Genomic DNA, 21,366 nt, shown 5'->3' on the forward strand with positions numbered 1-21,366 from the left:
CGGGCCGGTGCCCGGCGTCAGGACAGGCCGAGTTCCGGCAGGGAGAAGTCGAGTTCCGGCAGGGAGAAGAAGCCGGCGACCGCGGCCACGATCCGCTCCTCGGTGTCATCGCCGTCGAGGTTCTCCTGCGGCCCGGTCAGACGCGCCGCCGTGAGGGCGGGCAGCAGCAGATCGGGCTCCGCGCCCACCCCGTCGTCCGGCCCCTCGAAACTGAAGCCGGTGATCAGCTTCCCGTCGCGGTGGTACTCGAAGCCGGGACCGTGCGCCTTCCCCAGACAGGGCTCCGTCACGAAGACGACGAGCTCGGCACCCTCCGGGCACAGCCGCCCGTAGTCGGTGAGGCTGTAGTGGTCACCGCTGTCCCAACCGGACATGTCGTGCATCATCAGCCCCCAGCCGCCGGTCTCCTTGCCGTACGCGAGCGGTACGCGCTGCTGGCCGAGCAGTTCCCGCGTGAGCGCGTCCAGGGTCGTCCCGCGGAAGAAGACGACGTTGGTCTCCTGGTGGTGGGGGAGCGCGCGGTGTATCCAGTGCCACGTCATACCGGGCACGGTAGTAGGACCCACTGACACGGCCCGCCGGCCGGTCCGCCGGTGCCCGGTGGGGCCCCGCCGCCGACCCCTGTACGGCGGCGGGGCCCCGGGCGCCCGGCTGTTCCCGCCGGCTACGGGAGGGACTTGTCGTACACCTTGTCCTGGTCGGAGTCGTAGACCTGCTTGCCCTGGGCGTCGTAGCCCTTGACCCGCGGGGCCTTGGTGACGGACCGGTCCAGGATTCCGGTGGCGGCGAACCAGCCGTGGTCCACGGCGCCTTCGTAGGTGGTGCCGCCGTAGCCGACGGTGACCCGGGCGACACCGGGGTCGACCGTGCCGATGCTGCCCCAGCGGTAGGGGAGCTTCCAGGAGCCCTCGGAGCGCAGCTTCTGGAGGTAGAGCTTGCCCCCGTTGATGTCGGGGCGGACGGGTCCGCTGTCGGGGTCCCCGGCCTCGCCGACGGAGGTGTTGAGGCCCTGGGCGCTGCCGTTCTTGATGAGGCAGATCAGCCGGATCTGCCGCGGGGCCTCCTTGACGGCGACGATGTACCGCCCGTCCCCGGGGGAGTTGTCGTTGCCGGTGCTGCGGTGCGCGAGCAGGATCCGGTACTCGGAGGCCTTGCCCAGGTCCGTCCGCCGGAACCCGGACGGATCAGTGTGCTGCCGGTCGTAGGCGAGGCACAGACCGAGCCCGTCGGCCGCCTCCTGGAGGGTGATCCCGTCGGCGAGCTGCCCGGGCGTCGCGGGTGCGGCCGGTCCCGGGGGCGCCTGGGGGGTGGGCGGCGCCGCGCTCGGCTTCGGGCCGCCGTCCGCCACCGGCCCGACCGCCGGACCGCCGCCGGCGCCGTTGCCGGCGAGGACCAGGGCCGTGACCGGGACGACGGCCAGCGCGACCAGGGCCGCTCCCGCCGCCGCGAGCCTGCGGCCCCGCCGCTCCGCGAGGCCCTGCCGGACGATCTCCGGATACGGAACGGCGGCGGGCCGCACCGCCTCGGCGCCGCGGGCCATCCAGTCCCGCAGGTCCCTCTCGAACTCGTCGCCCTGCCCGCCGTCGCCCTGCCCGCCGTCGCTCTGCGCGCCGTTGTCCTGCCCGTTCACAGGACCGCCCCCTCGTTCCTCGTCGCGATCCGGCCCAGTGCGGGCCGGGCGCGCAGTTTCGCCAGCGCCTTGGAGGCCTGGCTCTTGACGGTGCCCTGGGAGCACCCGAGGACATCCGCGGTCTCGGCCTCGGAGAGGTCCTCCCAGTACCGCATCACCACCACCGCCCGCTGACGGACGGGAAGTTCGGCCAGCGCCTCCATCAGCACACCGCGCTCCTCGACCCACGCACCCGCGTGGTCGCGCACCGACGTGTCCGGCACGCTGCCCGTCAGCCGCTCGGCGACCCGCCGCTTGCGGAACCGGTCGCTGTTGCACGTCACGAGCATCCGGCGGACGTACGCCTCCGGGCTGTCCATGCGCGACACGCGCCGCCACGAGCGGTACGCCTTCGCCAGCGCGGCCTGGGTCACGTCCTCCGCGTCGTGCGGATCACCCGTCAACAGGTAGGCGGTTCGGACCAGATGGACCCAGCGCGCGGCAACGAACGACTCGAACTGAGCTTCTTCCTCGGCCTGCATCGGCACCTCCTTCGCCCCCTTGACCACCACCCGCCCCGATTCGGTTGCCCGGCGGGGCGAACGAATTTTCGCGGGTGCGGTGGCGCCGTCGGCGGGGGTGTCCGGGAGGGCCGGCCGGCCTCGGCGGCCCGGTCCCGGCTCAGTCTTCCTCGGGCCGAGCGAGGAGCTGCTCCTCGCTGAGGCCGCGCCGCCAGTAGCCGCAGAACGTGACGGCCCGCCGGTCGAGCCCCCGTTCCCCGACGAGGTGGCGGCGCAGCGCGCGGACGGCGGTGGATTCGCCGTCGATCCACGCGTACGGGCCCTGCGGGTACGGGGGTTCGTACGCGCGGAGCTCCTCGAGGATCCGGTCCGGGTCGCGGACGACCCAGGTGATCTCGGCGTCCGCCGCGGTCGCCAGCGCGATGCGGTCCCCGGCGGTCGGGGCCTCGATCCAGGCCCTGGCCTTCGTACCCTCCGGCAGCCGCTCCAGGATCGCCGCCAGCGCGGGCAGGGCCGTCCCGTCCGCGAAGAGGAGGACTCCGCCCGCATCCGGCGGGAGGCGGAACATGACGCCCGCGTTGTCCGCGGCCGCCGGGCCCTGCACGGTGATCCGGTCCCCGGGCGCGGCGCCGAGCGCCCAGCGGGTGGCCGGGCCGACGGCGCCCTCGTGGAGGGCGAAGTCGATGTCGATCTCGTCCGGGCTCCGGCGCTGCTCACGGACGGTGTAGGAGCGCCGGACCGCGCGCTCGGCCTCGGGCAGGGCCCGCCAGGCGGCGAACCAGTTCTCGCCCTCCTCCACCGGGACCACGGGCACGCTCTGGTGGGGGTGCGGCAGGAAGAGGGAGAGGCTCTGGTCGTAGCCGCCCGACTCGAATCCCCGCAGGCTCTCGCCGCCGAAGGTGATCCGGAGCATGGACGGGCTGATCCGGCGCGTGCGCAGGACCCGCAGGTCGAAGAACGGGAAGGGGTCGCTGGCCATGGCGGCCGCCTCTCGGTCCGGGCGGTCCACGGGTGCGCCGACCTCCCCGCATCCTCCCCGAACCCTTTGCCCGCGCGACTCAGGCGCCCCGCACCCGATCGCGGGGCCGCGCCCGCGGAGCCGTACTTTGGTACGGCCGGGATACGCCGCCGGGGCGACGACCGGGCGCGCGCGGGCTTCGTAGCGTGAGGAAGACCCCGTCCCCCGCTCCAGGAGCACCCTTGCACTCCCCGATCCCCCCGGCCCCCGGCGTACCCGGCGCCCCCGCACCCCTCACCCGGCGACGCATCGACGCGCTCGACGCCCTCCGGGGCTTCGCGCTCTGCGGGATCCTGCTGGTCAACATCCCGCAGATCACCGGCATGATCGGCTACCGGGTGCCGGGGGAGCTGCTGCCCGCCCGCGAGGTGCTGGACCTGAGCGTGCAGCACCGGTTCTTCCCGCTCTTCTCCTTCCTCTTCGGACTGAGCTTCGTCCTCTTCTTCGAGAGCGCCGCCGCGAAGACCGCGAGCCCCCGCCTGGTGCTGCTGCGCCGGCTGCTCGCCCTCGGGGTGCTCGGCGCAGGGCACCAACTGCTGCATCCCGGGGAGGCGCTGACCCCGTACGCGGTCTTCGGGCTGCTCGTGCTGCTGCCCTCCACCTGGCTGCCCCGCCCGGCCGTCCTCGCGGCCGGCCTGCTCGCCACGGTCGCCGGCGTCACCCTGGCGGGCGGCGGGATGGCCGTCATCCCCGGGCTCTTCCTGCTCGGGTCCGCGACCGCCCGCTACGGCGTCGCCGACACCCTGGAGGGCCGGGGCCGGCAGATCGCGGTGCTCTTCGCGGTGTCGGCGCCCGCCGCCGTCGCCGCGACGCTCTGGCAGCACCACACCTGGCTCGATGCCGTGGCCACCCGCTCCGCCGCGATCGCCGGCCTGCTGGCCGCGACCGCCTACGTCTGCGGGTTCCTGCTCCTGCTGCGCGGCCCGCTGGGCCGGGCCCTGGAGTCCGTGTTCGCACCGCTCGGACGGCTCGCGCTGACGAACTACGTCGGCGCCACCCTGATCGTCGTCTCCCTCGCGCCCGTGCTCGGCCTGGACGGGTCCCGGCGCTGGACCGCGGCCCTGCTCCTGGCCGCCGCGATCCTCGTCCTCCAGGTCATCGTCGGCCGGGTGTGGCTGAAGAGCTTCCGCTACGGGCCGCTGGAGTGGGCCTGGCGCTGCGTGACCTGGTGGGAGTTCGTCCCGATCCGCCGCTCCGGCCGGGGCCGGGGCGCGGGCGCGGGCGGCGGTGCGCACCGGGCCACCGCGGGTCGGGTCGGCGGGGGGCGGTTCAGCGGGGGTCGGGTCAGCGGGGTGTGACCAGCCCGTTGGCCCAGGCCCAGGAGGCGGTCTCGACACGGTTGCGCAGGCCGAGCTTGGACTGCACCCCCGTCATATGGGTCTTCACGGTCGACAGGGTGATCCACAGCTCGTCCGCGATCTCCTGATTGGTGTGCCCGCGCGCGACCAGCCGGACCACCTCCAGCTCCCGTTCCGAAAGCCTCTCCCGGCCCGGTCCCGATGCGGGGCCGGGCCGTCCGGCCAGCGGGCTGCCGTCCTGGGCCCCCAGGTGCTCCAGCAGCCGCAGCGTCACCGAGGGCGAGACCAGCGCGTCGCCCCGGGCCGCCGAACGGACGGCTTCGAGGAGCAGCTCGGGCCCGGCGTTCTTCAGCAGGAAGCCCACGGCTCCGGCGCGCAGGGCCCCGTAGAGGTAGTCGTCCTGGTCGAAGGTGGTGACGATGACGACCTTGAGGGGGTCGGCGACGCGGGGTCCGGCGAGGGCGCGGGTCACGTCGAGGCCGTCGAGCCGGGGCATCCGGACGTCGACCAGGCAGACGTCGGGCCGCAGCCGCCGGGCCAGCTCCACGCAGGCGGCGCCGTCCGCAGCCTCACCGACGACCTCCAGGTCGGGCTGGGCGTCGAGCATCAGCCGGAAGCCGAGCCGCACCATGTCCTGGTCGTCCGCGATCAGGACGCGGATGGGCCGGGCGGTGGGGAGGGCGGTGGGGACGGGGGTGCGGAGGGGCGGTTCGGCCGGGGGCGGAGCACTGCTCATGCGGCCATTCTCGCGCAGGGCTCAGCTCCGGCCCCGGACCGGCAGGGTGGCCGTGAGCCGCCAGCCGCCCGTGGGCAGCGGTCCGGCGCGGAAGGTGCCGCCGACGGCTTCGACCCGCTCGCGCAGGCCGATCAGGCCGAAGCCGCCCCGGCGGCCGAGGAGCGGCGGACGGGCGGGGGCGCCGCGGCCGGGACCGTTGGAAACGGTCACGCGCAGCACCCCGGCGGTCGTGTTCTTCGGTTCCTCCACCTCCACCTCCACCTCGACTTCGACTTCGACGGATGCGGCGTCCGGCGCGTGCCGTGCGACGTTGGTCAGTGCCTCCTGCACCACCCGGTGCACCGTCGTCTCCACCTCGGGGTCCAGGACGGCGCCGCGGGCCCCGGCCGAGACGGTCAGCCGGGCCGCCGGGCCGCGGCCGTCCCGGCCGGAACGGGCGACCAGCAGGCCCAGTTCCGCGAGCAGATCGCCCGGTAGGACGGTCGCGGCCCCGTCCTCGCGCAGGACCCGTACCAGGCGGTGCATCGAATCGAGGGTCTCGTTCCCGGCGGTCTCGATGGAGCGCAGCAGCGGGTCGAGCCGCTCCGGGGAGCTGTCCCGGATCATCCGTGCGGCCTGGGCCTGGACGACCATGCCGGTGACGTGGTGGGCGACGAAGTCGTGCAGGTCGCGGGCGAGCCGCAGCCGTTCCCGTTCGCGGACCTCGACCACGGCCCAGGTGCGCCGTTCGTCGAGGGTGCGCAGGTACCAGCCGAGTCCGGCGGCTCCGCCGGCCGCGAGGGTGAGGAGGAAGGCGAGCGAGGTCCGGTCGGAGGCATGGCCCATGCGCAGCGGAGCGGTCGCGACCGCCGCGGCCAGCAGCAGACAGAGCCCGAGGGCCAGCGGTCCGGCCCGGCCGCGGCGGGCCGTCCGGGTCAGCAGGGTCAGGAGGACGAAGACCTCGCCCATCCCGAAGCCCACGGTCCCGCCGCGCAGCGCGAGGAAGAGGGTGGTGGCCCCGGAGAGCGATACGGCCGCGGCGGCCCGCCTTTCGACGGGTACGCGCCCGCCGCGCGGGGCGGGCAGCAGGGCCACGAGGGCCACGGCCGCGCCGGTGGCCAGCAGCAGCGGTACGCCGTAGGGGCGGGCGGTGAGGTAGTCGAGGAGCCAGAGCGGGAGGAACACGGCGGCCGTGAGCAGCGCCGCACCGCGGCGTCCGAGCCGCCCGGCCGGCGGGGGCCCGCCGGGTCCGCTTCCTCCCCGTTCGCGTGGTGCGTCCATGGGCCGAACGTACCGCCAGGGCCCGGTGCCCTTCGCTTTGGCATCGCACCAGGAGGCACCCTCAGCCACGATCACGGGTTCCTCTACGCTGCGCGTGCGTGCGCCGTGCATCGCCCCCGTACGCGCACCTCGTACACCTCACGTGTCTGATGCCCGAGGGGCTCCTGCCTCATGACTTCGCATGCGCGCACGATGCTCGGCGTCGTGCTCACTCCCGTTCAGCCGGCGCTCGGGGCGGTGGCCACCGCCCGGGCCACCGTGTCCGCCATCGGCGTCGTCGGGCGGCCGATCAGGCGGGACAGGTCGCCGGAGGTGCCGGCCAGGCGGCCGCGCTCGATGGCGAGGTCCACGTCGACCAGGATCGCGGCGAACGGCGCCGGGACTCCCGCGCCGGTGAGCACCGCGTGGTGGGCCTCCGGGGTCACGGCGTTGTACGTGATCTCCCGGCCCGCGGCCTGCGCCACCGCCGCCGCGTACTCCGCGAAGGACCAGGCCACGTCGCCGCTCAGCTCGTACGCCCGGTCGAGGTGGCCCTCCCCGGTCAGCACGGCCGCGGCGGCCACCGCGTAGTCGGCCCGCGCCGCCGAGGCCACCCGGCCCTCGCCCGCGTTGGAGAGGACGGCCCCGTGTGCGAGCACCGGAGCCAGGTTGCCGGTGTGGTTCTCGGTGTACCAGCCGTTGCGCAGGAAGGTGTACGGCAGGCCGGAGGCGAGGATCAGCTCCTCGGTCGCCCGGTGCTCTGCGGCCAGGTCGAAGTCCGCTTCGGGGCCGCCCAGGATGCCGGTGTACGCGAACTGCGCCACCCCGGCCGCCTTCGCCGCGTCGATCACGGCGGAGTGCTGGGGCACGCGCCGGCCGACCTCGCTGCCGGAGATCATCAGGACGCGGTCACCGGAACGGAAGGCCCCGGCGAGGGTCTCGGGCGCGCTGTAGTCGGCGATGCGCAGTTCGACGCCCAGCGCGGCGAGCGGGGCGGCCTTCTCCTTGTCGCGGACGACCGCGGCGATCTCCCCGGCGGGGACGTCCCGGGCGAGCAGCTCGTCGATGACGAGACGGCCGAGGGCTCCGGTGGCTCCGGTGACGACGATGCTCATGGCGGTTCACTCCTGGATCTGGATCTTGCTCCCCGTTCCCGGGCTGTGCACTCACCGTACGGTGGGCACTAACCAAACGACAGTACCCACTTTGAAGTAAGGTACTGGCATGGGAGTAAGTGAGATGCGAGAGAAGCTGGTCCGGGCCGAGGCCATGTGCCCGCACCGGCTCGTCCTGGAGCACGTCACCAGCCGCTGGGGCGTCCTCGTCCTGGACGCTCTGCTCGACCGCTCGTACCGGTTCAGCGAACTGCGCCGGGGGATCGGAACGCTCGCCAAGGTCAGCGAGAAGATGCTGACCCAGACCCTCCAGACGCTGGAGCGCGACGGGTTCGTGCACCGCGACGCCAAGCCCGTCATCCCGCCCCGCGTCGACTACTCGCTCACCCCGATGGGCCGCGAGGCCGCCGAGCGGGTCCGCGCCCTCGCTCACTGGACCGGTGTGCGCATGGCGGACGTGCAGCGGGCGCGCGAGGCGTACGACGAGTCGAAGCGCGAGGCCGCGGCCACCCTGAACTAGATCGTCTCTTTCGGATCTTGCCGGGCCCGCAAAATCCGAAAGAGACGACCTAGCCGCCGTTCAGGCGCCGATGCGCACCAGCGCCAGCGTGATGTTGTCGGGGCCGCCGGCCTCGATGGCGGCCCGCCACAGCTCGAACGCGGCCTTGCCGTCTTCGTGCGTCCGCAACACCTCGTCGATGGCCTCGTCGGGCACCGGGTCGGTCAGCCCGTCGGTGCACACCAGGTAGCGGTCGCCCGTGGCCAGCGGGAACGTGGCCACGTGCGGGGTGAGGACATGCTCGGCGCGGCTCCCGCCGAGGGTCTGCGTGACGGCGGACGTCGTGCGGTGCCCGGGCAGCGGCGGTGGGCTGTCGTCCACGCTGACCTGGCGCAATCCGTCCGCGGAGACGTGGAACACCTTGCTGTCGCCCACGTTGAACGACAGCAGCGACTCCGGCATGACCAGGGTCCCGGCGACCGTGGTCCCCATCGAGGTCAGCTCCGGACGGCCCGCGGCGGCGGAGTGCACCGCGCGATTGCAGAGGTTGAGCGCGTCCTCGACCGCCTCGGCGCCGTCCAGCGTGGGGCCGAGCAGGGCGAGTTCCCGGACGACCAGCTCGCTGGCGACCTCGCCGGCCGGCTGCCCGCCGAGCCCGTCGGCGACCGCGACCACCAGCGGTCTGCCGAGGGGGAAGAGGAGCGTCTGCGGACTCCGGGTCGTGGTCCCGCACAGCGTCCACGGTCCGATGACCAGGCTGTCCTCGTTGTGCTCGCGGACCAGCCCGACATGGCTCAGGGCGGTCACGGCTATGTACTCCACCACGGGGTCCCGCCTCTCCGCGAGGGCAGACGCGCTGCTTTCCCGCCCCCATTGTCCCGCCGCCGGGCGAGCGGCGCGTTCCGTGGCTCCGCAGGTCAGTTCTGCGTGCCCCTGGCCGTGAACGGGCCGGTCGCGGGGGCCGCGCACTTGTCCGTGACGGGCTCCTCGCCGCCGCCCACCACACCCTCCACGCAGAGCCGCCCGCCGTTCTCGCGGAGGTCGAGGAAGAAGTGCGTGGTCGCACCGGACCGCTCGAGGTCGTGGATGCGGTCGTCGGGGTAGCCGGCGGCGTTCAGGGCCGCCCTGACCTTGGCCGGGGTGGGCTCCGCGATCTTCTCGACGGCCAGGTAGACCTGCTGCTCGTGGCTGACGCCGGCGCACCAGTCGCGGGTGTCCAGCTCCACCATGGCCGGGGGCGTGATCGGCGTGACGCCCGGGTTCTGCGCCTCCGCGCCGGGCGGCGCAGGCCGCGGGCTCGGCGGCCCCTCCTGGGGGATGCCCGGAGCCGGGCACGACTGCGCGATGTGCGCCTGTATCTCCGCGAGGGCCGGAGAGGTCAGGCTTCCCATGGGCTTCGCGGCGGCGGCAGCGGCAGCGGCTGCGGGCGCTGCCGGGGCGGCGGGCTCGCCGCCACCGGTCGCCTTCGCGGTGCCGCACGCGCCGAGCGCCAGCACGGCGAGGGCCGTCAGGGCGACGGGGAGCAGCGGCCGGCGGCGCGAGGAGCGGGCGAAGGCGCTGGTGGAGCCATGGGTTCGGGTCATGCGGACAGTCTCTGATCATGCCGGGACCGGCGCGTGAGTACGCGTACTCACCCGGGGCGGGGGTACTTGCTCAAGTCCTGTCCGCCTCCGTGACCGACTCCACGACCACCTCCGCCGCCATGGTCACCTCCGCCCCAACCTCCGCCCCCACGGCCGCCCCCACGGCCGCCCCCGCCCCCTCGCGCAGCCCCCGCGCGTAGGCCAGGAAAGCCGCCAGACCCACCTCGAAGGCCGCCTCCGCGCGCCCCGGGCCCTGGGCGGCCAGGGCCCGGGCGAGCAGCGGGGTGCCCGGGGTCGGCTCCCACATGGCGTCCGGGGCCGCGAGGTCCAGGGCCGAGCCCAGGACGAGGTTCTCCAGGCCCGTGAGCAGCGGCATCACCTGTTCCGCGGCGAACCCGGCCCGTAGGAGCAGGGCGACCGCCCGTTCGTACTGCGCGAGCACCGCGGGTGCCCGTACCGGGGTGGTCATCAGCAGCGGGATGGCCCGCGGGTAGGCGGCGAAGGCGGCCCGGTACGAGCGGGCCCAGGCCTCCAGGGACCGGTCCCAGGGCTCCGGCGAGGACAGCGGCCCGCCGTCGATCCCGGCGCACACCCGTTCCCGGATCAGCTCGATCACCCCGGCCCGGCCGTCCACATGGTGATACAGCGACCCGGTCTGCACCCCGAGCGCCCGGGCGATCTGGGGAACGCTGAACTCACCCTGCTCAGAGAGCAGTTGCAGGGCGGTAGCACCGATCCGCTCCCGGTCGAGCAGTGGGGTGCGCGGCCGCGCCATCGTATTTCTCCCGCCGTCAGGTCTTCCCGTACGTCAAAACCGGAGGCTACATTGCCGCAAACCGAAAGCCTTTAGGTTTTCGTCTCCCCGCAGCCTGCCGTTCGCAGAAGGGTGCTCCCGCATGCCCGAAACGCCCGAGCCGCCGAGAACGAGTACCGACCTGCGCCGCGGCGCCCTCGGTACGGCCGACATCTCCTTCTTCGTGGTCTCCGCCGCCGCCCCGCTCACCGTCATGGCCGGCGTCGCCCCCGTCGCGATCCTCCTCGGCGGCATCGGCGCCCCCGCCGGCTACCTCCTCGCCGGGCTCACCCTCGCGGTCTTCGCCGTCGGCTTCACCACCATGAGCCGCCACGTCCGCAGCGGCGGCGCCTTCTACGCCTACATAGCCCGCGGCCTCGGCAAGCGCGTCGGCATCGGCGCCGCGCTGCTCGCCCTCATCGGCTACAACGGCATGGAGATCGGCGTCTACGGGCTCCTCGGCACCACCACCGCCGACACCGGGCACGCCCTGGCCGGCCTCGACATCCCGTGGCTGCCCGTCTCCCTCGCCGGCCTCCTCCTCGTCTGGTACGGCGGCTTCCGCTCCATCGACTTCGGCGCCAAGCTGCTCGGCGTCCTGCTCGTCGCCGAGACCGGGATCCTCGTCCTGCTCGCGGGCGGCGTCCTGCTGAAGGGCGGCGCCCACGGCCTCTCGCTGGGATCCTTCGCCCCCGGCGCGGTGCTCGTCCCCGGCACCGCGGCCGTCCTGGCCTTCGCCTTCGCCGCGTTCACCGGCTTCGAGTCCACCGTCATCTACCGCCGCGAGGCCCGCGACCCGGACCGGACCGTCCCGCGCGCCACCTACATCGCCGTCGCCTTCCTCGGCCTCTTCTACGCCTTCATCGTCTGGACCGTCATCCAGGCCTTCGGCTCCGAGGAAGTGCTCGCCGCGGCCGCCGAGGACCCCGCCGGGCTCTTCTTCACCGCCATCACCACCTACGTGGGCCCCCGGGCGGCCGACCTGATGCACGTCTTCATCGTCACCAGCGTCATCGCCTCCCTCCTCGCCTTCCACAACGCCATCAACCGGTACGCCCTCGCCCTCGCCGAGGAGGGCGTCCTGCCCGCCGCCCTCGGCCGCATCCACCCGCGCCACGGCTCCCCGTACCTCGCCGGCGCGGCGCAGACCGCCCTCGGAGCCGTGATCGTCCTCGGCTTCGCCCTCGCCGGAGCCGACCCGTACCAGCAGCTGCTGCTCTGGGTGAACACACCCGGCATGATCGGCCTCATGGCCCTGATGCTGCTCGCCGCCATCGCCGTACCCGTCTACTTCCGCCGCGTCCGGCACGACGAGGGCCCCTGGCGGACCCTGATCGCGCCCGTCACCGCCGCGGTGCTGCTGGCCGTCGCGATCTGCCTGGTCGTCTCCAAGGTGGCCCTCTTCACCATGGCCTCCACCACCGTCAACACCCTCCTCGTGGCCCTCGTGCCCGCCGTGTTCCTCGCCGGGCTCGCCCTCGCCCAGCGCCTGAAGACCCGCCGGCCCGAGGTCTACGCCCGCTTCGCGGAGGAGCCGGCCGGGGAAGCCGTACCTGCGGCCCCGGCAGCGCACGGGGAGCCGGCGACACCCGTGGCGTCCGCTTAGCCCGCAGCACCCGTACGGCCCCACCAGCACCAGCCCGACCAGCCCGACCAGCCCGACCAGCCCGAACCCCCGCAAGGAGCAGAGCCGTGCCCGCTGCCGACACCGTCCTCACCGGAGCCCGCGTCCGCACCCTCGACCCCGCCCGCCCCGAGGCCCGCGCGGTGGCCGTGCTCGGCGGCGAGATCGTCGCCGTCGGCGACGAGGCCGACGTCCGCGACTGGCGCGGCCCCGGCACCGAGACCGTCGACCTCGGCGGCGCCACCCTCACCCCCGGCCTCACCGACGCCCACAGCCACCCCGTCTGGGGCATCGAGATGGCGACCGGCACCGACCTCTCCGCCGTCACCGACCTGGACCGGCTCCGCGCCGCCCTGCGCACCGCCGAGCGGGGCCCCGGCGGCTGGATCACCGGCTTCGGCCTCGACCACAACGCCTTCGGCGGCCGCCCCGTCGACAAGGCCCTGATCGAGGAGGCCCTCGCCGGGGCCCCCGCCTTCCTGCGCCTCTACGACGGCCACTCCGCGCTCGCCTCCGGCGCGGCCCTGGCCGCCGCCGGGATCACCGGCCCGCGCACCTTCGCCCAGCGCTCCGAGATCGTCTGCGACTCCGACGGGCGGCCCACCGGCCACCTCGTCGAGCACGCCGCGATGGACCTGGTCGGCTCACTCGCGCCGAAGCCCACGTACACCGAGCGCCGGGAACGCCTCACCGCGCTGCTCCGCGACATGGCGGCCACCGGCCTGACCGGCGCCCACGTCATGGACCTCGGCGACGGGGACGTACCCGCCCTGCTCGCGACCGCCGAGTACGAGGGCGACCTGCCGCTGCGGCTGAACCTCTCGCCCTGGTGCATGCCCGGCGCCACCGGCGAGGACCTGGAGGAGCTGATCGAACTCCAGCGGCTCGCGGGCCGGCACTGGAAGGTCGGCGGGGTGAAGTTCTTCATGGACGGCACCGTCGAAGGCGGCACCGCCTGGCTGGAGCACGCCGACTGCCACGGCCGGGGCACCGACGCCTTCTGGCCCGACCCGCGGGCCTACGCCGAGGCGGTACGGGTCCTCGACGCGGCCGGGGTGCGCACCGCGACCCACGCCATCGGGGACGCGGCGGTCCGGCACGTCCTGGACACCGTGGAGTCGCTGGGCGCGCGGGGCCGGATGCGGCACCGGATCGAGCACATCGAGACGGTCCCGGACGGCCAGCTGAAGCGGTTCGCGGAGCTCGGGGTGATCGCCTCCATGCAGCCGCCGCACACCGCGTACACCCGGGCCGACCACAGCGACGAGTGGTCCAAGCGGCTGGGGGAGGAGCGAGCCGGCCGCGCCTGGCGCTGCCGGGACCTGCGCGAGGCCGGTGCGGTCCTCGCGCTCGGCTCGGACTGGCCCATCGCCCACTACGACGCCCGCCAGGTGCTGGCCACCGCCCGCAGCCCGCGCGGCGCGGCCTCGGCCGGTACGGGGGCCTGGACCGGGGCGGCCCTGAGCGGGTCGATGGCCCTGGAGGGCATGACCTCGCACGCCGCGCTGGCGGCGGGGGAGGAAGCGGTGGCGGGCCGGATCGCGGCCGGCTACCGGGCGGACCTGACCGCCTTCGGCCTGGACCCGGTGGACGCACCGGCGGACGAGCTGGCCGGGGCGCCGGTCCGGCTCACCATGTCGGGCGGCCGCATCACGCACCGGGCGGTGTCGGACTGACGGACCCCCCTCCGGCCGCCGCACCGGGCGGGGTCGCGGCGCCGGAACCCCCGGACCGCCCGCGCCCGACCGGTCCGGAAACATCCACCAGGCCCTGAACCTGCCCGTGGCATGATCCGGACGTGAGGACACTGAACTCCGCCGTCCGTGCCGTGGTCCACCACCGACGCCCGGCCCCCTGGTGCTGGGAGGCCGTGGTCACGGCCGTCGGCGCCGGGGGCACGAGTTCGGACTACGACGCGGAGCACGCCCTGCGCCAGGCCGGGCACGCCGTCGCGGGGCACGCCGACCGGATCGCGGCCTGCCTCTCCGCGCAGCTCGACCGTGCGCTTCCCAGCGCCGGAGGATCCGTCGGCGCCCTCGCGCTCGCCCTCGCCGGAATGGGCGACACCCGGGCGGTGCCGGCCCTGCGGCGGCTCGCGCAGCAGGACTGGCTGCCCTACGGGCGCCCCTGGGTCGCCGCCCTGGCCCGGATGCCCGCGGCGGATCTGCTCCCCGTGCTGCTTCCGGGCCTGCGGCGGGAGCGGAAGGACGAGGACCCGAACGCCCCCGTCCTCGAACTGCTCGGGGCCTGGGGCCCGGCCGCGGCCCCCGCCGTGCCCGACGTGCTCCGCTTCCTGGGCACGCCCTTCGCCCACGAGGCCCTGCGCGCCCTGGGCCGGATCGGCCCCCCGGCCGCGGCCGCCGCGGACGCGCTGGCCGCCTTCGCCACCGGCCGCGATCCCAGGGTCCGGAGCCACCACCCGGGACCGGCCGCCTGGGCGCACTGGAAGGTCACCGGCGACGCCACCCTCGCCCTGGCCGTCTGCGGGGCGGCCGTGCGGTCCGGGGGCGCCGCCCGCGGCCTGCCCTTCCTCGCCGACCTCGGCCCGGCCGCCGCCGGGCACGCGGACGCCGTGCGCGGCCTGATGGAATCCCCCGGCACGTGGACCCGTATCGCCGCCGCGCACGCGTACGCGCGGATCACCGGAGATCCGGAACCCGCCGTACCGGTGCTGCTGGCTGCCGTGGACCCGGCCTGGACCGGCCACCCGGCGCTTCCCACGCGCGAGGCCGTCCGCCGGCTCGGGGAGATCGGGGGGCCGGCCGCGGCGGCCCTGCCCGTACTGCGCACCGCCCTGGCTTCGGAGGAACGGCTCAGCCACCCCGGGGCCAGGGGCCGCATCCTGGCCGACGAGGCCTACGTACGGACCCTTACCGGGGCCCTGGAGCGGATCGATCCGGGCGGCCCGACCGTGGGGTCCCGCCTGCCGGTGGTCGTGGAGCCCGGAACCGGACCGGCCTTCGGGAGCGGACTCCTGCGCGGGTGGCGGGCCCGCTGAACGGGGCGGGCCGGACCCGCCGCGCGGCTCAGCGCTGGAAGCGGGCCAGCGCCGGGTGGTTCAGGAGGGCCGCCGCCAGCGGGTGGCGGCCGGTCTCCTCCGGCCGGCGCGGCAGCCGGTGCGGGAGGGATCCGTACCAGGCGCGGGAGACGGCGTAGCCGAAGGCCAGGCAGAGCATGCCGCCGACGGCGTCGAGCCAGAAGTGGTTGGCGGTGGACACGATCACGACCAGGGTCGCCGTCGGGTAGAGCAGGCCCAGGATCCGGGCCCAGGGGGCGGAGGCGACCGCGAAGATCGTCAGCCCGCACCAGAGCGACCACCCTATGTGCATGGACGGCATGGCGGCGTACTGGTTCGACATGTGCTTGAGGTTGCCCGAGGCCATGGAGCCCCAGGTGTGGTGGACCAGCACGGTGTCGACGAAGTCCTGCCCGTTCATCAGCCGGGGCGGCGCGAGCGGGTAGAAGTAGTAGCCGACCAGGGCGACGCCCGTGGTGGCGAAGAGGACAAGCCGCGTGGCCGCGTAACGCCCGGGATGAAAGCGGTAGATCCAGACCAGCACGCCGATGGTCATGACGAAGTGGAGCGTGGCGTAGTAGTAGTTCATGCTCACCACGAGCCAGGTCACCGAATTGACGGCGTGGTTGACCCTCTCCTCGACGGCGATGCCGAGGCTCTGCTCCACCTTCCAGATCCAGTCGGCGTTCGCGAGCGCGGCCGCCTTCTGCTCGGGCACGGCGTTGCGGATCAGCGAGTACGTCCAGTAGCTGACCGCGATCAGCAGGACCTCGAACCAGATCCGGGGTCGCCGGGGGACGCGCAGCCTGGAGAGCACGGCACGCTCGGACGACTCCGGGCGGTCCTGGTTCTCGGTCACGGGGGATGACGAGACGTCCGTCCGGGTATCCAGTGTCTTCACGCTCGCTTCACCCATAGGAAAAGAGTCTGCCAGATACGGACTCGCCTCCGATCATCCCTTGGGACGGTCTTGGCCGCAGCCTCTCCGCCTTCGGGAGGACCGGAGGCCTTACGCCCCTAGGGGGAGCGGCAGGGGCGGCCCTCAGGGGCGCGCGGCCCCGCGGCCCTGCTGGGGGCCCGAGGCGGTCGAGCCGCGGACGACCAGCTCGGGCAGGAACACGAACTCGCTGTGCGGGGCCGGCGTACCGCCGATCTCCTCCAGCAGGGTCCGCACCGCGGCCTGGCCCATGGCCTGTACCGGCTGGCGGATGGTGGTCAGCGGCGGGTCCGTGAACGCTATGAGCGGGGAGTCGTCGAAGCCGACCACCGACACGTCCTGCGGGACCTTCAGGCCCTGCTGCCGGGCCGCCCGGATCGCGCCGAGCGCCATCATGTCGCTCGCGCACACCACCGCCGTGCAGCCGCGCGCGATCAGCGCCGCCGCGGCGGCCTGCCCGCCCTCCAGCGTGTAGAGGGAGTGCTGGATCAGCTCCTCGACCTCTTCCTCGCCGAGTCCGAGCCGCTCCTTCATGCCGAGGCGGAAGCCCTCGATCTTGCGGAGCACCGGCACGAACCGCTTGGGTCCGACGGCCAGCCCGATCCGGGTGTGCCCGAGCGCGGTCAGGTGGGTCACCGCGAGCTGCATCGCGGCCCGGTCGTCGGGGGAGACGAAGGGGGCCTGCACCTTGTCGGAGAAGCCGTTGATGAGGACGTAGGGGACGCCCTGGCCGCGGAGTTGGTCGTAGCGGCCCATGTCGGCCGTGGTGTCCGCGTGCAGTCCGGAGACGAAGATGATCCCGGAGACCCCGCGCTCGACGAGCATCTCCACGAGCTCGTCCTCGGTGGATCCGCCGGGCGTCTGCGTGGCCAGCACCGGGGTGTACCCCTGCCGGGTCAGCGCCTGGCCGATGACCTGGGCGAGCGCCGGGAAGATGGGGTTGTCCAGCTCGGGGGTTATCAGACCGACGAGTCCCGCGCTGCGCTGGCGCAGGCGTACGGGGCGTTCGTACCCGAGCACGTCGAGCGCGGCCAGCACGGATTCACGGGTGCCTGCGGCCACACCGGGCTTGCCGTTGAGCACGCGGCTGACTGTGGCTTCGCTGACCCCCGCCTGGGCTGCGATGTCGGCTAGCCGTGCGGTCACGGGATTGGACTGTACCGGTCGGACGTTCACCATGACCACCACGTGCACGAATCCGGGGGAAGCCGGACGGTACGGCCGTCCGTCTCCACCGGGGCGCTGGACAGGACGGGGCGTCCGGGCGAGGGCATTTCGAGCGGGACCGGGCGGGTGTTGAGCGTGCACGCGAAGCCGGGGCGGGTGAAGAGCAGCACCCCCTCGGGCGCGGGCAGCCACCGCATTCCGGGCTCGTCCCCGGTGACCCCGGCCTCCGCCGCCCCGAGGCCCGGCATCGCGCGGCGCAGTTCCAGGGCGGCCCGGTAGAGCTCCAGGGTGGAGTGGGGGTCGCCGGTCTGCGCGGCGACGCTGAGCCCGCCCCAGCCCGCCGGCTGCGGGAGCCAGCTCCCGGCCGGCCCGAAATCGTACGGGGGCTCCTCGCCGGACCACGGGATCGGCACCCGGCAGCCGTCGCGCAGCCCGTCCTGCCCGGCGCTCCGGGCGAAGGCCGGGTCCCGGCGGGCGGAGTCCGGGAGGTCGCTCACCTCGGGCAGGCCGAGCTCCTCGCCCTGGTAGACGTACGCCGATCCGGGCAGGGCCAGCATCAGCAGCGCGGCCGCCCGCGCCCGGGCCAGGCTGCCGTAGCGAGTGCGGTGGCGCACGACGTCGTGGTTGGACAGCACCCAGGTGGTCGGGGCGCCGACGGCGGCGGTGGCGGCCAGGGACTCGTCGATGACGGTGCGCAGCGCGCCGGTGTCCCACGGGCATTCCAGGAAGCGGAAGTTGAAGGCCTGGTGCAGTTCGTCGGGGCGGACGTACAGCGCGAGCCGCTCGGAGGTGGGCGCCCAGGCCTCGGCGACGCCGATGCGCGGGACCTCGTAGGAATCGAGCAGCCGCCGCCAGGAGCGGTGGATCTCGTGGACGCCGTCCTGGTCGAAGAAGGGGAGCGGCTCGGTGCCGATCAAGGTGGCCTGCGCTCCGCGGCCGATGTCCGGCATGCCCGGGGCCTTGACCATGCCGTGGGCCACGTCCACCCGGAACCCGTCGACGCCGAGGTCGAGCCAGAACCGCAGGACGGCGGAGAACTCCTCGGCGACCTCGGGGTTCTCCCAGTTCAGGTCGGGCTGCTCGGGGGCGAAGAGGTGCAGGTACCAGGCGCCGTCCGGGGTCCGGGTCCAGGCGGGGCCGCCGAAGACCGATTCCCAGTCGTTGGGCGGGAGCTCCCCGGCGGGTCCCCGGCCGGGGCGGAAGTGGTAGCGCTCGCGGGCCCCGGGCTCCCCGGCCAGCGCCGCCCGGAACCAGACGTGCTGTTCGGAGGTGTGGTTCGGGACCACGTCCACGATCACCCGAAGCCCCAGGGCGTGCGCGGCCCGGATGAGGTCGTCGGCGTCGGCGAGGTCCCCGAAGAGGGGGTCGACGGCCCGGTAGTCGGCGACGTCGTAGCCGCCGTCCGCCTGCGGGGAGACGTAGAAGGGGGTCAGCCACACCGCGTCGACCCCGAGCCGGGCCAGGTGGGGCAGGTGCTCGCGGACCCCGCGCAGGTCCCCGACGCCGTCGCCGTCGCTGTCGGCGAAGGAGCGCACGTACACCTGGTAGATGACGGCATCGCGCCACCAGCCGCCGCTCGCGGTGGCGTTGCTGGAAGCGCTTGCAAGCCGGGAGGCGGTCAACTCGTGGGTCATATCGGGTCAACGCGCGTACGAGCCCCCTGGTTGCGGGCCCGGACACTCGAAGAGGGTTCGAACTAACAGCAAGCTGCGGCAACCGTCCGGACACACGGATGTAACGATCACCCCTTCTTGCAGAAACTTCCCGCAAGGTCTTTCGGTCGGCTTTCAGGCTTGTTACGTTCTCGGCAACTCGGGACGCGAGGCGCGGCCGGGATCATCGAAGGAGTTCATATGCGGCGTGGCATAGCGGCCACCGCGCTGGTCGCGGCTCTGGCGCTCGCGGCGACGGCTTGCGGCGGTGACACCAAGGACGGCGGCAACAGCGGCGCCAAGGCCGACGGGGAGCTCTCCGGCACGGTCACGTGGTGGGACACCTCGAACGACGCCGAGAAGGCGTCCTTCCAGAAGCTCGCCGAGGCGTTCACCGCCAAGCACCCCAAGGTGACCGTCAAGTACGTCAACGTCCCCTACGGCGACGCGCAGAACAAGGTCAAGAACGCCTTCAGCAGCGGCTCCGAGGCCCCCGACGTGATCCGCGCCGACGTGGGCTGGGTCGCCGACTTCGCCTCCCTCGGCTACCTCGCCGAGGTCCCGGCCGACACGGCCAAGAAGGTCGACGCCGAGTTCCTGCCCCAGGCCGCCGCCAGCGGCAAGTACGAGGGCAAGACCTACGCCGTCCCGCAGGTCATCGACACCATGGGCCTCTTCTACAACAAGAAGATGCTCGCCGACGCCGGCGTCCAGCCCCCCAAGACGCTGGAAGAGGTGAAGACCGCCGCCGCGGCCATCAAGGCCAAGACCGGCAAGGCCGGCCTCTACCTGCGCGGCGACGACTCCTACTGGTTCCTCCCCCTCATCTACGGAGAGGGCGGCGACCTCGTCGACGCGAAGACCAAGACGGTCACCGTCGACAACGCGGCCGGTGTGAAGGCCTTCAAGGCCGCCCGCGACCTGGTCACCTCGGGTGCGGCGATCACCAACGCCACCGACGGCTGGACCAACATGCAGACCGCCTTCAAGTCGGGCGAGGCCGCGATGATGATCAACGGCCCCTGGGCCGTGGCCGACAGCTACGCGGGCGACCAGTTCAAGGACAAGGCCAACCTCGGCATCGCCGCGGTCCCGGCCGGCTCCGTCAAGGCGGGCGCCCCGCAGGGCGGCCACGACCTGGCCGTGTACGCGGGCTCCAAGAACATCGCCGCCGCGAACGCCTTCGTCGACTACATGACCTCGCAGGAGGTGCAGGTCCAGTCCGCCAAGGAGCTGAGCCTGCTCCCGACCCGGACGGCCGCCTACGAGCAGCCCGAGGTCAAGTCCAGCGAGATGGTGCAGTTCTTCAAGCCGGCCGTGGACAAGGCCGTCGAGCGCGCCTGGATCCCGGAGAACGGATCCCTCTTCGAGCCGCTCAAGGTCGAATACACCAAGGCGATCACCGGGGCGTCGAGCCCCGAGGACGCGGCCAAGGCGGCCGGCGCCGAATTCCGCAAGATCCTCAAGGGTTGGAAGTAGCGATAAAGATGGCTGCTCACACCAGCCAGTCGGTGGCGAAGGCCGCGGACGGCGAGACCGGTCCTGACGCCGGTTCCGCCGTCCGCGGCCGGAGCCGCAGGACTGACGGCAACGCCGGCGCCAAGGCCGGTGGCAAGTCCGGAGGAAGCAACCGCCCCGGGCTGAAGCGGGCCCTGGCCACCCACTGGTACGCCTGGGCCATGATCACCCCCGTGGTGCTCGTGCTCGGCGTGATCATCGGCTGGCCGCTCGTCCGCGGCGTCTACCTCTCGCTGACCGACGCCACCGAGCGCAACGTCGGCCGGACCATCGGCGTCAACCACATCGAGGCCACGTACCAGTTCATCGGCCTCGACAACTACGCCGAGGTCCTCGCCGACCCGGTGTTCCTGCAGCGGCTGGTGTGGACGGTGACGTGGACCGTCGCCTGCGTATCGGTCACCTTCGCGCTGGGCCTCGGCCTCGCCACCCTGCTCAACCGCGAGTTCAAGGGACGCGCCGCCTACCGGATGGCGCTCATCCTGCCCTGGGCCGTCCCCGGATTCGTCTCCGTCTTCGCCTGGCGGTTCCTCTTCAACCGCGACAACGGCATCCTCAACAAGATCCTCGAAGGCGGCGGCATCTCCGCCGTCCCGTGGCTCGACGACCCGACCTGGGCCAAGATCGCGGTCATCGCCGTCAACGTCTGGCTCGGCGTCCCCTTCATGATGGTCGCCCTGCTCGGCGGCATGCAGTCGATCCCCGGCGAGCTCTACGAGGCGGCCGAGATGGACGGGGCCAGCCCCTGGCAGCGGTTCCGCCACATCACCCTGCCGGGACTGCGCACGGTCAGCATGACCGTGATCCTGCTCTCCACCATCTGGACCTTCAACATGTTCCCGGTGATCTTCCTGCTCACCCGGGGCGGCCCCGGCGACTCCACGGAGATCCTGGTGACCCAGGCCTTCCGCGAGGCGTTCGTGACCAGTCCGCGCGACTTCGCGGTCTCGGCGACCTGGGGCGTACTGATCCTCCTGCTGCTCACGATGTTCGCGCTGGTCTACCGGCGCTCGCTGCGCAAGCAGGGAGAGGTGTGGTGAC

Annotated in this window: 20 protein-coding genes; 7 read left to right on the top strand and 13 right to left on the bottom strand. The window is 73.5% G+C overall.

Annotation, left to right across the window (positions count from 1 at the left end; translation table 11 throughout):
* Positions 1-17: 17 nt before the first annotated feature.
* The 4 genes from OG730_RS29240 to OG730_RS29255 all read right to left on the bottom strand — a co-directional run bounded on the left by OG730_RS29240 (position 18) and on the right by OG730_RS29255 (position 3,109).
* Complete coding sequence (locus tag OG730_RS29240) at positions 18-542, bottom strand: hypothetical protein (RefSeq protein WP_327307029.1); 525 nt, start codon at positions 540-542, stop codon at positions 18-20.
* Between the two features lie 122 nt (positions 543-664).
* Positions 665-1,630: a hypothetical protein gene (locus OG730_RS29245; RefSeq protein WP_327307030.1), complete on the bottom strand. Its 966-nt coding sequence runs from the start codon at positions 1,628-1,630 to the stop codon at positions 665-667.
* On the bottom strand, positions 1,627-2,151 hold the full coding sequence (locus OG730_RS29250; RefSeq protein WP_327307031.1) for a SigE family RNA polymerase sigma factor: 525 nt from the start codon (positions 2,149-2,151) through the stop codon (positions 1,627-1,629). The genes OG730_RS29245 and OG730_RS29250 overlap by 4 nt, the downstream gene beginning before the upstream one ends.
* A gap of 139 nt (positions 2,152-2,290) precedes the next feature.
* Positions 2,291-3,109: a siderophore-interacting protein gene (locus OG730_RS29255; protein ID WP_327307032.1), complete on the bottom strand. Its 819-nt coding sequence runs from the start codon at positions 3,107-3,109 to the stop codon at positions 2,291-2,293.
* A gap of 221 nt (positions 3,110-3,330) precedes the next feature.
* Between OG730_RS29255 and OG730_RS29260 the strand changes: the two genes are divergently transcribed.
* Positions 3,331-4,446 carry a DUF418 domain-containing protein gene (locus OG730_RS29260; protein WP_327307033.1) on the top strand — a complete coding sequence of 372 codons (1,116 nt, stop codon included), beginning with the start codon at positions 3,331-3,333 and terminating at the stop codon, positions 4,444-4,446.
* On the opposite strand, the gene OG730_RS29265 is transcribed toward OG730_RS29260, so the two are convergent.
* The 3 genes from OG730_RS29265 to OG730_RS29275 all read right to left on the bottom strand — a co-directional run bounded on the left by OG730_RS29265 (position 4,433) and on the right by OG730_RS29275 (position 7,536).
* The gene (locus OG730_RS29265) at positions 4,433-5,077 is read right to left on the bottom strand and encodes a response regulator (RefSeq protein ID WP_442815219.1); all 645 of its coding nucleotides are present in this window, start codon (positions 5,075-5,077) and stop codon (positions 4,433-4,435) included. The genes OG730_RS29260 and OG730_RS29265 overlap by 14 nt on opposite strands.
* Positions 5,078-5,203: 126 nt before the next feature.
* On the bottom strand, positions 5,204-6,442 hold the full coding sequence (locus tag OG730_RS29270) for a sensor histidine kinase (RefSeq protein WP_327307035.1): 1,239 nt from the start codon (positions 6,440-6,442) through the stop codon (positions 5,204-5,206).
* 218 nt (positions 6,443-6,660) lie between these two features.
* Positions 6,661-7,536 (bottom strand): SDR family oxidoreductase, encoded by an 876-nt coding sequence (locus OG730_RS29275; protein ID WP_327307036.1) that lies wholly within the window; start codon positions 7,534-7,536, stop codon positions 6,661-6,663.
* A 109-nt stretch (positions 7,537-7,645) separates the two neighbouring features.
* On the opposite strand from OG730_RS29275, the gene OG730_RS29280 reads away from it, so the two are divergent.
* A complete protein-coding gene (locus tag OG730_RS29280; protein ID WP_327307037.1) occupies positions 7,646-8,056 on the top strand; it encodes a winged helix-turn-helix transcriptional regulator in 411 nt (136 codons plus the stop codon).
* Positions 8,057-8,116: 60 nt separating this feature from the next.
* On the opposite strand, the gene OG730_RS29285 is transcribed toward OG730_RS29280, so the two are convergent.
* The 3 genes from OG730_RS29285 to OG730_RS29295 all read right to left on the bottom strand — a co-directional run bounded on the left by OG730_RS29285 (position 8,117) and on the right by OG730_RS29295 (position 10,393).
* Positions 8,117-8,857 (bottom strand): PP2C family protein-serine/threonine phosphatase, encoded by a 741-nt coding sequence (locus OG730_RS29285; protein ID WP_327309470.1) that lies wholly within the window; start codon positions 8,855-8,857, stop codon positions 8,117-8,119.
* 95 nt (positions 8,858-8,952) lie between these two features.
* Complete coding sequence (locus OG730_RS29290; RefSeq protein ID WP_327307038.1) at positions 8,953-9,618, bottom strand: hypothetical protein; 666 nt, start codon at positions 9,616-9,618, stop codon at positions 8,953-8,955.
* A gap of 70 nt (positions 9,619-9,688) precedes the next feature.
* The gene (locus tag OG730_RS29295; RefSeq protein ID WP_327307039.1) at positions 9,689-10,393 is read right to left on the bottom strand and encodes a TetR/AcrR family transcriptional regulator C-terminal domain-containing protein; all 705 of its coding nucleotides are present in this window, start codon (positions 10,391-10,393) and stop codon (positions 9,689-9,691) included.
* A gap of 121 nt (positions 10,394-10,514) precedes the next feature.
* Between OG730_RS29295 and OG730_RS29300 the strand changes: the two genes are divergently transcribed.
* From OG730_RS29300 to OG730_RS29310, 3 genes are all read left to right on the top strand, one after another.
* A complete protein-coding gene (locus OG730_RS29300; protein WP_327307040.1) occupies positions 10,515-12,017 on the top strand; it encodes an APC family permease in 1,503 nt (500 codons plus the stop codon).
* Positions 12,018-12,103: 86 nt separating this feature from the next.
* Positions 12,104-13,711 carry an amidohydrolase gene (locus OG730_RS29305; protein WP_327307041.1) on the top strand — a complete coding sequence of 536 codons (1,608 nt, stop codon included), beginning with the start codon at positions 12,104-12,106 and terminating at the stop codon, positions 13,709-13,711.
* A 122-nt stretch (positions 13,712-13,833) separates the two neighbouring features.
* Positions 13,834-15,033, top strand: a complete 1,200-nt coding sequence (locus OG730_RS29310) for a hypothetical protein (protein ID WP_327307042.1) — start codon at positions 13,834-13,836, stop codon at positions 15,031-15,033.
* A 28-nt stretch (positions 15,034-15,061) separates the two neighbouring features.
* Here the strand turns inward: OG730_RS29310 and OG730_RS29315 are convergent, their stop codons facing one another.
* The 3 genes from OG730_RS29315 to OG730_RS29325 form a co-directional block, all read right to left on the bottom strand.
* Positions 15,062-15,967 carry a phosphatase PAP2 family protein gene (locus tag OG730_RS29315; protein ID WP_327307043.1) on the bottom strand — a complete coding sequence of 302 codons (906 nt, stop codon included), beginning with the start codon at positions 15,965-15,967 and terminating at the stop codon, positions 15,062-15,064.
* Positions 15,968-16,093: 126 nt separating this feature from the next.
* A complete protein-coding gene (locus OG730_RS29320) occupies positions 16,094-17,134 on the bottom strand; it encodes a LacI family DNA-binding transcriptional regulator (RefSeq protein ID WP_327307044.1) in 1,041 nt (346 codons plus the stop codon).
* Positions 17,135-17,160: 26 nt separating this feature from the next.
* On the bottom strand, positions 17,161-18,789 hold the full coding sequence (locus OG730_RS29325; protein WP_327307045.1) for a glycoside hydrolase family 13 protein: 1,629 nt from the start codon (positions 18,787-18,789) through the stop codon (positions 17,161-17,163).
* 219 nt (positions 18,790-19,008) lie between these two features.
* On the opposite strand from OG730_RS29325, the gene OG730_RS29330 reads away from it, so the two are divergent.
* Positions 19,009-20,286 carry an extracellular solute-binding protein gene (locus tag OG730_RS29330; protein ID WP_327307046.1) on the top strand — a complete coding sequence of 426 codons (1,278 nt, stop codon included), beginning with the start codon at positions 19,009-19,011 and terminating at the stop codon, positions 20,284-20,286.
* Positions 20,287-20,294: 8 nt separating this feature from the next.
* A complete protein-coding gene (locus OG730_RS29335; RefSeq protein ID WP_327307047.1) occupies positions 20,295-21,365 on the top strand; it encodes a carbohydrate ABC transporter permease in 1,071 nt (356 codons plus the stop codon).
* The last annotated feature ends 1 nt before the right edge of the window (position 21,366 follow it).

Origin of the sequence: Streptomyces sp. NBC_01298 (assembly GCF_035978755.1) — a bacterium.
Taxonomy (GTDB): Bacteria; Actinomycetota; Actinomycetes; order Streptomycetales; family Streptomycetaceae; genus Streptomyces.